10 protein-coding genes are annotated in these 12,421 nt (G+C 57.9%); 1 reads left to right on the forward strand and 9 read right to left on the reverse strand.

Annotated features, from left to right (window positions below):
• Window positions 1–18: 18 nt before the first annotated feature.
• From yjfF to ytfQ, 4 genes are all read right to left on the reverse strand, one after another.
• A complete protein-coding gene (gene yjfF / locus K7R23_RS10050; protein WP_012907377.1) occupies window positions 19–1,029 on the reverse strand; it encodes a galactofuranose ABC transporter, permease protein YjfF in 1,011 nt (336 codons plus the stop codon).
• Window positions 1,016–2,038 carry a galactofuranose ABC transporter, ATP-binding protein YtfT gene (gene ytfT / locus K7R23_RS10055; RefSeq protein WP_012907376.1) on the reverse strand — a complete coding sequence of 341 codons (1,023 nt, stop codon included), beginning with the start codon at window positions 2,036–2,038 and terminating at the stop codon, window positions 1,016–1,018. The genes yjfF and ytfT overlap by 14 nt, the downstream gene beginning before the upstream one ends.
• Before the next feature lie 13 nt (window positions 2,039–2,051).
• Complete coding sequence (gene ytfR / locus K7R23_RS10060; RefSeq protein ID WP_012907375.1) at window positions 2,052–3,554, reverse strand: galactofuranose ABC transporter, ATP-binding protein YtfR; 1,503 nt, start codon at window positions 3,552–3,554, stop codon at window positions 2,052–2,054.
• Between the two features lie 156 nt (window positions 3,555–3,710).
• Window positions 3,711–4,667 (reverse strand): galactofuranose ABC transporter substrate-binding protein YtfQ, encoded by a 957-nt coding sequence (gene ytfQ, locus K7R23_RS10065; protein WP_012907374.1) that lies wholly within the window; start codon window positions 4,665–4,667, stop codon window positions 3,711–3,713.
• Between the two features lie 307 nt (window positions 4,668–4,974).
• On the opposite strand from ytfQ, the gene ppa reads away from it, so the two are divergent.
• The gene (ppa, locus tag K7R23_RS10070; RefSeq protein WP_012907373.1) at window positions 4,975–5,505 is read left to right on the forward strand and encodes an inorganic diphosphatase; all 531 of its coding nucleotides are present in this window, start codon (window positions 4,975–4,977) and stop codon (window positions 5,503–5,505) included.
• A gap of 98 nt (window positions 5,506–5,603) precedes the next feature.
• On the opposite strand, the gene K7R23_RS10075 is transcribed toward ppa, so the two are convergent.
• The 5 genes from K7R23_RS10075 to tamA form a co-directional block, all read right to left on the reverse strand.
• On the reverse strand, window positions 5,604–5,954 hold the full coding sequence (locus K7R23_RS10075; protein WP_012907372.1) for a type II toxin-antitoxin system ChpB family toxin: 351 nt from the start codon (window positions 5,952–5,954) through the stop codon (window positions 5,604–5,606).
• Window positions 5,948–6,199, reverse strand: a complete 252-nt coding sequence (locus K7R23_RS10080) for a type II toxin-antitoxin system ChpS family antitoxin (protein ID WP_012907371.1) — start codon at window positions 6,197–6,199, stop codon at window positions 5,948–5,950. Before K7R23_RS10080 ends, K7R23_RS10075 begins: the two co-directional genes overlap by 7 nt.
• A 207-nt stretch (window positions 6,200–6,406) precedes the next feature.
• Complete coding sequence (locus K7R23_RS10085) at window positions 6,407–6,751, reverse strand: gamma-glutamylcyclotransferase family protein (protein ID WP_012907370.1); 345 nt, start codon at window positions 6,749–6,751, stop codon at window positions 6,407–6,409.
• 2 nt (window positions 6,752–6,753) lie between these two features.
• Window positions 6,754–10,533 (reverse strand): autotransporter assembly complex protein TamB, encoded by a 3,780-nt coding sequence (tamB, locus tag K7R23_RS10090; protein ID WP_012907369.1) that lies wholly within the window; start codon window positions 10,531–10,533, stop codon window positions 6,754–6,756.
• Complete coding sequence (gene tamA, locus K7R23_RS10095; RefSeq protein WP_012907368.1) at window positions 10,530–12,263, reverse strand: autotransporter assembly complex protein TamA; 1,734 nt, start codon at window positions 12,261–12,263, stop codon at window positions 10,530–10,532. Before tamA ends, tamB begins: the two co-directional genes overlap by 4 nt.
• Between the last annotated feature and the right edge of the window lie 158 nt (window positions 12,264–12,421).

The following is a 12,421-nucleotide window of genomic DNA, read 5'->3' on the forward strand; positions in this document are numbered from 1 at the left end:
TTTAGCTGATTAATTATTTCATCTGTTTCTTTCTGGCGCGCTGGCCGATCCTGTGCGGGTGACGGGCGAGTGCTGACGATTCTCCCACAGCACCGTCAGACCACGCTGCATGGCGATGAAAATGAATAACAAAATGCCAATTGCGATTTTCGTCCACCAGGAACTGAGCGTACCGTCGAAGTTGATGTAGGTCTGGATCAGACCCTGAATCGCCACGCCAAACAGCGTGCCGAGCACGGTGCCTGTTCCGCCGCTGAGCAGCGTGCCGCCAATCACCACCGACGCGATAGCGTCCAGTTCCACCCCAACGCCCGCCAGCGCGTACCCGGCCTGGGTATAGATGGAGAACACAATCCCGGCAAGCGTCGCCAGCCCGGAAGAAAGCATATAGATACGGATGGTGGTGCTGCGAGTGGAAATCCCCATCAGGCTTGCTGAGGTCGCGTTACCGCCAATGGCGTACACCTGATTGCCAAACCGCGTGCGGTGAGCGAGAAAAATACCGATCGCCACCACCGCCAGCATCAGTAGCCCCATCGCGCTCAGGCGGCCACCGCCGGGAATTTTCCACGCCAGGCTGGAGAGGGTGTCGTAGACGGGATGGTTGATGGGAATTGACTCCTCAGAGAGCAGATAGCTGACCCCGCGCAGAAAGAACATCCCGGCGAGGGTGATGATAAACGCCGGGAGCTTCAGCGCGTCAATCAGTAGCCCCATAAAGGCGCCGAAGGCACAGCCCATCGCCAGCACCAGCGGAAACGCCAGCAGCGGCGAGATCCCCCAATAACCGATGGCTTTTGCAAGAAAGACGCCGGTAAAGGCAATCACTGACCCTACGGAGAGATCGATCCCGCCGGAGAGGATCACAAAGGTCATGCCGACGGCGATGATGCCGAGAAAAGCGTTGTCGGTCAGGATATTACAGATCACCCGCGTGGAGGCGAAGCCGGGAAACTGCGTCAGGCAGTAAAGGTAGCCCAGCACAAAAACCCCGAGGGTGATCATCAGCGGTAAATTACGTTTTATCACGACCGCGCACTCCTTTAATCAGACTGATAAAGCGCTGCGACTGGACAATCAGCACGCACAGCACCACCACGGCCTTCACAACCTGGTTCATCTCCGGCGGGAAGCCGGAGAGCAAAATACCGGTGTTCATCCCCTGAATGATCAGCGCCCCCACTACCGATAAAAACAGGTTGAAGCGTCCGCCCATCAGCGAGCCGCCGCCGATCACCACCGCCAGAATCGCGTCCAGCTCCAGCCACAGCCCGGCGTTGTTGGCGTCCGCGCCGCGAATATCCGCCGCGACGATAACGCCCGCGATCGCCGCGCACAGCCCGCTCAGCATATAGGTGAGCATGACGATGATCCGCGTATTCACGCCGGCGTTTTTTGCCGCCCGGATATTGATCCCGACCGCTTCGATAAACAGGCCAAGCGCAGTTTTGCGTGTGAGCAGCCAGAACAGCGCCAGCGTGACCAGTACGATAATAACCGGCGTCGGAAACAGCAGCAGCGATCCGCTGCCAAGCCAGGAGAGCGCGGGCGAGTTAAAAGTGACGATCTGCCCGGCGGTGATCAGCTGTGCGACGCCGCGCCCGGCTACCATCAGGATCAGCGTCGCGACGAACGGCTGAATTTTCAGGATCGCCACCAGGATACCGTTCCATAACCCCGCAAGAACGCCTGCGCCCAGCGCGGCAAGCAGCACCACCGGCAGGCTGTGCCCGGCGACGGTCATCGCGGCGGTGGTGGCGCCGGCTATCGCCATTACCGCACCGACGGAAAGATCGATGCCGCCGGTGGCGATCACCAGCGTCATGCCTATCGCCAGCAGCGCCACGGGGGCGGCGCGGTTGAGAATATCGATCGGGCTGCCGAACAGACGCCCGTCCTGCAGGACGATCTGATAAAAATGCGGCGCGACAAGGCTGTCCGCCAACAGCACCAGCAGGAGCGCGATCAGCTGCGGCGTTCCGGCTGGCCAGCGAAAGCGACGCTTTGACGAAGCGCTTTGCGGAACAGAGTGAGGCATCACACAGATCTCCTTATGCCGCAATGGCGTTCATGATCGCCGGCACGGACAGTTCAGCCAGCGGGATCTCCGCTACCTGTTTACGGTCGCGCAGAATAATAACCCGATCCGCATAGCCCACCAGCTCTTCCAGTTCTGAGGAGATCACCAGCAGCGCCAGACCGTCGGCGCACAGGGTTTCGATCAGCCGGACGATCTCGGCGTGCGCGCCAACATCAATACCGCGCGTGGGTTCGTCGAGGATCAGAAACTGCGGTCTGGTCAGCAGCCAGCGTGACAGCAGCACCTTCTGCTGGTTACCGCCGGAGAGAAACTCAATCGGCTGTTCCGCGTCGGGCGTGCGGATACCCAACTGACGGATGAAGCGCGCGGCGATGTCATCCTGTTCCTTACGCGGAATCGGTCGTAGCCAGCCGCGCTGGGCCTGTAGCGCCAGAATGATATTTTCCCGTACCGACGCCGCGGCGATTATGCCGTCGGTTTTGCGATCTTCCGGACAGAAGCCGATCCCCAGACAGGACGCCTGATGCGGCGATCGCAGCGTTTGCGGCCTGCCCTTGATCAGCGCGCTGCCGCTGTCTGCCGGTTTGACGCCGAAAATAACTTCTGCGGTTTCCGTTCGCCCGGATCCCAACAGTCCGGCCAGACCGACGATCTCGCCGGGGCGCACGGCGAGGTCGAACGGCGCGATGGTTCCCTTTCTGCCAAAGCCTTTAAACGCCGCCACGGGCTTCTCGCTCAGCAGGGTGCGCCCTGCTCGCTTAAGCGCATGTGTGTCGAGTTCGCGTCCCAGCATCATCTTCACCAGTTCGATCTGCGGCAGCTCACGGGTTTCCCGACAGCCGACAAAGCTACCGTTGCGTAAAACAGTGATCCGATCGCTGACTTCATAGACCTGATCGAGAAAATGGGTCACGAAGATCAGGCTGACGCCGCGATCGCGCAGATGGCGCATCAGGCCAAACAGCATCTCCACTTCCTGGGTATCGAGGCTGGCGGTGGGTTCGTCGAGGATCAATACCTTCGCAGAGAGATCGATAGCCCGACAGATGGCGACAATTTGCTGCATCGCCACCGAAAAGCGGTTTAGCGGCTCGCGCACGTCGAGAGAGAAGCCGTAAGAAACCATCAGCTCCGTGGCGCGCTTTTCCATCTCTTTGCGCCGCAGCAGGCCAAAACGTCGGGGCTCGCGACCAATAAACAGATTATCGGCCACCGACATGTTCGGCAGCAGGTTCACCTCCTGATACACCGTGCCGATACCCAGCTGCTGGGCATGGGCGGTGTTCTTTGGGGAAATGGCGTTGCCTTCAAGAAAAATGGCGCCGCGATCGGCATGGTAAACGCCGGTCAGCGCCTTGATTAGCGTCGATTTCCCGGCGCCGTTCTCCCCCAGCAGCGCCATGATTTCGCCGCGTCGCAGGCTGAAATCGACGTTATCCAGCGCTTTAACGCCAGGGAAGAATTTACTCAAGCCCTCGGTACGGAGGATTTCCTGATGTTGATCGGTGGTCATGGTTCCCCCGGTGCAAAAAGCAGGGTCAGCGCAGAACGGGCACGCATTGCGCCTCAGCCAGTAAATGCCGGATGGCGGCGTAACCGCCTTATCCGGCCTACAGAGCGGTATATCACAGGCCGGACAGGTACAGCGCCGCCCGGCATTTTCAATCGATCAATAGCCCATATTTTTCTTCTTCTCTAACTCCTCTTTCGCGGTATCCGGCAGATAGAGCGTCGATTTGGTAAGGGTGACTTTCTGCGGCATCGTGCCGTCTTTCTTGAATTTTTCGAGCGCGTCGAAGGCTGGCCCAGCCATATTGGGCGTCAGCTCAACGCTGGCGTTAGCGTCGCCGTCAATCATCGCCTTAAAGATATCCGGTACGCCGTCGATGGAACCGGTGAGAATATCTTTACCCGGTTTCAGCCCTGCCTCTTTTATCGCCTGAATGGCGCCGATCGCCATATCGTCGTTGTGGGCGTAGACCATGCAGATGTTCTTGCCGTTGTTTTCCGCTTTGATAAAGCTCTCCATCACTTCTTTACCCTTACTGCGGGTAAAATCGCCGGACTGAGAGCGGATGATTTTGATGTTTGGCGCGTTAGCGATGGCCTCCGCAAAGCCTTTCTTACGATCGATCGCCACGCTGGCGCCTACCGTTCCCTGTAACTCAACCACGTTGCACGGCTTGCCGTTCACCTCTTTTATCAGCCAGTCGCCAATCAGTTTGCCTTCCAGGACGTTATCTGCCGTCACCGTTGTCATATAGAGAGAGTTGTCTTTTACATCGATGGAGCGATCGAGCAGAAATACCGGAATCTCCGCATCTTTCGCTTCCTTCAGCACCGGTTCCCACCCCGTCGCAACCACCGGCGCGATGAAGATGGCATCGACGCCCTGGGCGACAAACGAACGCACCGCTTTAATCTGGTTTTCCTGCTTTTGCTGGCCGTCGGCGATCTTCAGCGTAATGCCGCGCTTTTCGGCCTCGCTTTTCGCCACGTTAGTTTCTGCGGCGCGCCAGCCGGACTCTGAGCCGACCTGCGAAAATCCTACGGTTAAGGGAGCGGCCATGACTATAGACGACATGGCTGCCGAAACTGCTGTGACTAAAAGTAAGCGCTTCCACATAACTGTGTCCTCGTAGGGTGGGTTTTAGTTGGTTAAGAAACAGTCGCGAAAAAACTATAGACAATCGACTATGTAACGGATTGCGTTACATCACACTTCAAAAAAGTAAATAAAACGTTAATCACAAGTTTGTAATCGCTTCCATCGACCTATGAAAAAAGCGGCTAAAGATATGGATTTTTCTGTCATGAGAGTGCGCTGAAAAGCGCGCAGCGAAGCGAGGGAAACTAAAATCAGGCGGAGACATTCGGCGCGAGATAGCTATAATACTCGCCACTTGTTTAAGACACAGTTAAAGGAAACAGACATGAGCTTACTCAACGTACCTGCGGGTAAAGAGCTGCCGGAAGATATCTATGTAGTGATTGAAATCCCGGCTAACGCAGATCCGATCAAATACGAAGTCGACAAAGAGAGCGGCGCGCTGTTCGTTGACCGCTTCATGTCCACCGCGATGTTCTATCCGTGCAACTACGGCTACATCAACCACACCCTGTCTCTGGACGGCGACCCGGTTGACGTACTGGTCCCGACCCCGTACCCGCTGCAGCCGGGCTCCGTGATCCGCTGCCGTCCGGTTGGCGTTCTGAAAATGACCGACGAAACCGGTGAAGACGCGAAGCTGGTTGCCGTACCGCACACCAAGCTGAGCAAAGAGTACGATCACATTAAAGATGTGAACGACCTGCCGGAACTGCTGAAAGCGCAGATTGCCCACTTCTTCGAACACTACAAAGATCTCGAAAAAGGCAAATGGGTGAAAGTGGACGGCTGGGACAACGCCGAAGCCGCCAAAGCGGAAATCGTTGCCTCCTTCGAGCGCGCTGCGAAGAAATAAGTTCGTTTTGCAATAAACCCTGAACGTCGGGCATCGGCGGATCGGGGTTTTTTTATGCCTGACGAAGCGCCTTATCCGGCTTACCTTCCCCTGTTCCCCTATTCCACGATGGCCTGCAATCTTAATAACGCATCTTCGACCACCTCATCCGCAGCCAGGCCTATGCGACGGGCCTCTCCGGCGCGGAGATCCAGCATCCGTATCTGGTTGATCAGCACCATTCCCTGAATATCTCCCTCCTCACAGTGAAGCGGAACGCAAAACCCGGCGTAACGCGCATAGTTCCCCCCCTGGGTGATGGGCGCAACCAGAGTCATCCCCATCTGATTAAATGGACGAACGGAGAGAACCAGCGCAGGCCGACGCTTACCCTGTTGTTCATGACCGCTTGCCGGCTCGAAGCCGACCAGCACAATGTCTCCCCGTTCGAATACCTGCTCCTTCACCATATTTCATCACCAGCCGGATCCGCGGCTCCCCATATCTCCTGTTCGCGTATTTCAGGCGCCTGCGGATCGCACTGCGCAAGCAGTTCCTCCAGCGAATACCGCTTTATGGCGGGCGTCAGCACTAACTGATTGTTCGTCACATGGGCCTCCATACTCTGTCCCGGCTGTAAGCCAAGCTCTTTCATCACCACGTTTGGTATCACCATACCGGCACTGTTTCCCCATTTCTTAATGGTAATTCGCATATCCACCTCCAGAGTTAGACAAAGTATAACCCGGTGTGGAAACAAGAACGTTTTACGCCGCTAAAAGTGTGCGCGCCAGCGGAAAATGAAGCGGCGTTTTCTTTTCGGAAAGCGGGACGGAGAAAAAAGAAATTGCGTGGTGAAATGACAAATAACTTTGCGTAGGGCCTCGCAAAAACAACGCCACCCGAAGGTGGCGCGTTTGGCTCAGTACTGGTCTCTGTCTAACCAGTTACCGCTTTCGATCAGCGTTAATCCTTCAACCGGACGTTGGTACACGTACATCCATGCACTTCCGTACGGCGTCTGGATCAACTGGCGTGCGTATTCGCCGCCCCGGGTGCGTAAGGCATCCAGCTCGGCCAGCGTGGCGTTATCAATACGATAAACCTCACCGTGTACCGTTCCGTTCCCCGGAACCGCGCCTGGATAGTGGCCCAGACTGTACAACTGGTAGTTATCAATACTGTACTCGCCCAGCAACAGAGCATTGGTCATCCAGTGGCTGTTGCCTTGCTTGGTTCGTAAACTGCCGTAGACAAATATTCGCATTGCTAAAACTCAAACTGATAGAGCAAATCCAGTGCCTGGTCTACGCCAGACACGGCTTCCAGATATAGCTTAGGCATCAGGCGGTAACGTAGCGTGAGCGTGGCTAATGAGTCGAATATCCCCACGCCATATTTCACCTGCAGACCAGGCAATACATATCCGCTGACCACCACCTGGGATGAATCTCCGACCCCCTGCGTGTCCAGCGCCAAATTGCTTACGCCGAATGTCTCCCCGATTTTACCCACAACCTGACCACTTTGTGCAACCCCCAGACCAATAAGCATTGAGGTCATCGCCGCGCTGTCGCTCTGGTTACTGTCCAGACCCTGGCCGCGTAACAGGTAAGAGAGCGCCTCCTGCTGCGACATCGCCGGATCGGAGAAGATCTCCGCCTTCGGCTCATCTGCCGAACCGGTGACGCGAACGCCGGCGATCACGTCGTCTTCTGTCGCCTCCGGGTTACGAATCGCTTCGATATTCAATATCGGCTGATCCGGCGGACCGGAGAACAGCAGTTCACCTTTGCGCACCAGCAGATCCTGCCCGTAGGCGTGGAATCGGCCTTCCGGTATATTGATCTGCCCGTTCAGCCCCAGCCCCTGTTTATCCTGCGCCACCTTCAGATCGCCGGTCAGACGCGCTCTCAGCCCGAAGGCGTCCATCCGCACGTTATTGCCGACATGCACGATCAGATTGCTGTTGATGGGGATCGCGGCGGTCTGCGGCTCCTCCGGCTGGAGTTGATTATTCAGCATCACTTCGTCGCTGGAAACGCCCACCGCGCTTTCCGGCAGCTCATGCACTACGATACGCGCCCACGGCACATCCACGCGGCCATCGAGGGTGAACAGGCTTGGCGTCGCCTCAAATACCACGTCCGGCGACACGTCCAGACGCACCATCGGCGGTACGGTGATCCGCACCCGGCTTCCTTTCGCCGCTATCCGCGCGCGCCAGTTCTCGATCTGGCTCCAGTCGGCGTCGCCGCTCAGGTTAATCTCTCCCTGCTGGGTACGCACCACGCCGGTAAGCGTTGAGCGCGTCCCGTTGAAGTTCATCGCCAGCTGGCTCGGCTGCATATCGAACGGCATAAAGTTACCGTCGATATCCACGCCGTTCAGCTGCAGCTGACCAAACATCTGCGGGCTTTGCACATCGCCGCCCAGGCGCAGGTTCGCGTTCAGCAACCCCGCCGCTTTTTCGCCGCGGGCGAAGATCGGATTCACCATCGCCAGGTTAAGATTGCGGATGCTTACGTTGCCGCCCAGATTGCGACGCCCCTGCGGATCGGTCACCTGCACCTGCCCGTCCAGTTGACCGTTGTTGCTCAGGCGGATCTGCCAGCCCAGCTCCGCGCGGTTGTCATGCAGATCGGCGCTGACGTTCAGGGTGTCAAACGCCAGCGGCAGCGGCGCGTCGTTGACCGTCTGCGTCACCTTCACGCTGCGTCCGGAAAGCGTGACGTTGCCCTGCGGCAGCCCTTCTTTGGTGGTGTCCCACGCCACGTCAGCTTTGCCGCTAAACACGCCGCTGGCCTGGGTCGTCTCCGGCATAAACGGCTTCAGCATCGCCAGATCGAAACGGTTGAGATTCACCACCGCCCGGCCTTCCGCGCCGGCATCTATCGTTTGCGGCACGCACAGCTCGGCGTTCGGGTTGGTCCAGCAGTGCGGCCCGATACTGATTTTTTGCTCCTGACCGCGATAGTCCAGCGCGATGGCGCGGGTTTGCGACCACGGTCCCACCGGCGTGCGGAAGCGGGTATTGCTCAGCGTGCCTTTCCAGCGCATCTCTTCACGGTCAAAGCTACCGGCCAGATCGAGCTGCCCGGAAACCGGCTCGCCCTGAATCCGCAGCTGGAGTTCGTGCTGCTTTTCGCTGCCTTTGGCATGCAGAGTGACGAGATTGATATTCACATCCGGCTGCGAGATGCGCTCCACCCGGACATCAAGCTTACCGGCAATCTGGTCGGTCGATTTGATGTCACCGTCCACCCGTACCTGAGCGATGGAAAGCTCCTGCCAGCGCAGGCCACGGGCGGTAATATCCGCCAGCAGCTGCGGCGCGTCGACCGTACCGCGCACTTTCACCAGCCCTTTCGCCGTTCCGCCCAGTCCCGGCAGCGCGTTATCCAGCCCCGGCGCGTCGATGGTGGCGTCCAGGTTGAGATCCTTGACCCCCAGCTCGCCTTTCACATCAGCGCTGTTTGGCCCCAGCACCAGGTGCAGGCCAGGGATGGTCCACTGCATGTAGCTGTTGCCCTTCAGCGAACCGTTGACGTTAACCTTGTTCTGCTTAACGTTGCCGGTCAGCTTCAGCTCCGGCACCTCCATCTGCCAGCTGCCGCCATACAGGCTGCCGCGGGTTTTGATCAGGCCGTTTAGCTTCGACGGCCAGTCCGGCACCTCTTTTGCGGTGTTGATGCCGTCCAGCGTCAGTTCGCCGCGCCAGCTGATCGCCTGCCGCCAGTCCACCAGCGCTTTCAGCTCGGTTTTTCCTTCCAGCGCCGCAACGGTAAGCTTGTCGAGGTTGATCTGTTGTTCGTTGCCTTTGGCATCCAGCGTGATGGTGGCTGGCGGCACATCCTGCCCTTTCACCGCCGTGCGCATCGACAGGGTGTAATCGGTCATTTTGCCGGTGAGTTTAAGGCGGGTATTATCGGCCTGGAACTGCCTGTCGCCGGTAAACGGCCAGGATATCTGCTCGCTGACCACTTCCAGATTGAGCGGCAGCCCGGCCTCCGCCAGCCGCGCCTGCGCCCGCAGATTCACATCCAGCGGGCCGGAAAGATTGACCCCCACTTCCAGCTGCTCGCGCAGCGCGCCGCCCACCTTCAGCTTGATCTTCTCGCCCTTCAGCGGCTCGACGTTCAGCGTACTGTTGAGGGTAATATCCACCGGCCAGTTATTGGCCAGCTGCGCGGTACCGGTCGCGTTAACCGCTCCCTGACTGGAGTCGATGTCCAGCGCATCTAGCTTCATATTGCCGTCGATGCTGCTCACCTTCAGCAGCAGGCTAAAGACCGTCAGATCGGTATCGCCCGTGAGACGCAGCTGTTCGCCTTTAAACTCCTCGATATTAAGATTGAGCGGCAGATGAACGTCGGTCATTTCCGGCAGGACTGGCTTTGAGAATAGATCCTGTAACGTCTCGCCGAGCGGTTTTTCATCCGGCTGCGGGTTCTGGATCTTCGGCTCAACCACCTCTTCCTGGGCCACTTCCGCCACCTTCGGCAGCGCGATCAGCAGCCCCTGCAACGCGGTCGGCTTCAGGGTCAGGTTTTTCTCCTGCCAGTTCAGGCCGGAGGTAAAATCCATCACCGAGACGGTGGTGTCATCGATTTTAACGTTGATGTTTTCCAGCGCGACGCGGGAAAGGGTGACCGGATAGGGGGTGGAGAGATTCAGCGGGCCGCTCTCTTCCTCTTCTTCAACCTGTTCGCCTGGCGGCATCTTTTTGCTGTCGATGACGACGTTAATGTCCTTCAGCGACAGATCGTTCACGCACAGGCTGCTTTTCCACAGGCACTCCAGCCCCACGGCCAGGTGAACTTCCCCGGCGTTGACCGCCACGCCTGGCTGGTCGTAACGGATATTCTTCAGCGACAGATCGCGCCAGCCGCCGGTCACCTGACCTATCTCCAGCCCCGGCACCCAGCGGTTAGCCGCGCTGAACACCAGATGCAGACCGGTGGTCGTGCCCACCAGAAACCCGACGGTCGCCAGCAACAGCAGGATAAAAATCAGTACCCCGAGGCTTATTTTCTTCCACAAACTCATAATTCAGGCCCCAGGCCGATGTAAAACTGTAAACCGTGTTCGTCTTTATCGCCGATCGGCGCGGCGAAATCGAGTTTGATCGGCCCGACCGGAGACTGCCAGCGCACGCCTACCCCGGCGCCGGTTTTGAAATCGCTTCGGCGGATATCGCTGACCGCTTCGCCGCTGTCGACAAATACCGCCCCCCACCATTTTCCGGTGACGTTGTACTGGTACTCCAGCGAACCGGTCGCCAGCTTTGAGGCCCCTTTCAGGTCGCCATTGCTGTCCTTCGGCGAGATGGATTTGTATTTATAGCCGCGGATGCTGCGATCGCCCCCGGCGAAGAAGCGCAGATCCGGCGGTACTTTGTCGAAGTCGCCGGTTTCGATCCAGCCGAGGTTGCCGCGCATCACGAAGCGGTGGCGATCGTACAGGGTGCGGATCCAGACGTTTTGCGCCTGGATAACCGAGAAGTCGACGTCTGAGCCCCAGGCCGTGTTTGAGTAGTCAACGGAATAGCGCTGCGAGTCGCCCCAGGTCGGCATCAGGCCGCCGCGCGAGCGGGTACGGCTGATCATCACGCCCGGATAGAGCAGCATGGTGGTATTGGTCACTTCCCCCTGGGTAAAGTGGTCGAGGCTCCAGCGCAGGTTAATCGCCCTCTGCCAGCCGCTAGAGAGATCCCAGTAGCGGGAAAGCGCCAGCGTCGTGGAGTCCTGCTCGGTATCGTTTAAATCGGTGCGCTTAAAGCCGCCCTGCACCAGGTAATACTGCTCCAGCGGGTTCTTTAACAGGGGGATTTTGTAGCTGAAATCCAGCACCTGCTCCGGAGCGGAGATGCTGGCGCTGGTGGTCAGGCTATGTCCGTAGGAGTTCATCCACGGTTTTTTCCACGTCGCCTTCACCCGCGGGCCGACGTCGGTGGAGTAACCAACCCCGGTTTCAACGGTGTTTTCAGTGCGCGGAGATACCACCCCTTTCAGCGGCAGCACTTTGGTTTCGCGCGCCTTATCGAACTCCGGCGCGACCACCACCGAGTTGAACCAGCCGGTCGCCGAGAGGCGGCGGTTCAGCTCCCCGAGATCTTTCGATTCGTACTCGTCCCCCTCTTTGAACGGCACCAGATTTTGCAGATACTCATCGCGGATCTGCGACCCTTCAAAGGTGACATGGCCGAAACGATAGCGTTCGCCGCTGTTGTAATCGATATCCCAGAAGGCCTGGTGGCGGTCAAGCGCGACGCCCAGCTGGCTTTTGTTAAATTCGCTGTCGAAATACCCTTTACGTAGCGCCACGCTGGTGAGGGACTTTTTGAAGTTGTCGTAATCCCCGTGATTGAGCACCGTACCGATGGCCGGACGCGTTTTCAGCAGATCCAGATAATCTCTGTCGGTACGCGCGCCGCCGCGTAAAATGACTCCTGTCCCGCCAATGCGCACCGGTTCTCCCGGCGAGACTCTGGCAAGTAATACCTGCCGCCCTTTTGCCGGCGGCGGACGCAGATCAAAATCGATGGTCGGCTCATAATAGCCCAGCGCTTTCAGCCCTTCGCGGATAGCATCATCCACGCGCGCGCGAAAACGCCTGTCCGGCGTCACCTCATCGCTTTGAATGGTGGAGAGCTGAGCGCGGACGTTTCTCTCCAGTTCCCCTGATAATCCTTCGACCTGTAACCGGACGTTCGCGGCAAAGGCGGAACTGCTTAAGCACATCAGGCTTACCCAGCATAACTGACGGATATGTGGCACTTTTTCTCCTGAATATCCCTTATTTCCACCCTGGAAAACACGCTTAATGCCGATCCACGGCTTAACAAAAACCCAACAATTGGGATTGAAAAACAGACGCCAACCCAAATATTTCTTATGTTTACTCTAGACCTATTCGTAACCGATATTGTGTGCAA

Origin of the sequence: Citrobacter rodentium NBRC 105723 = DSM 16636 (assembly GCF_021278985.1) — a bacterium.
Classification (GTDB): Bacteria; Pseudomonadota; Gammaproteobacteria; order Enterobacterales; family Enterobacteriaceae; genus Citrobacter_A; species Citrobacter_A rodentium.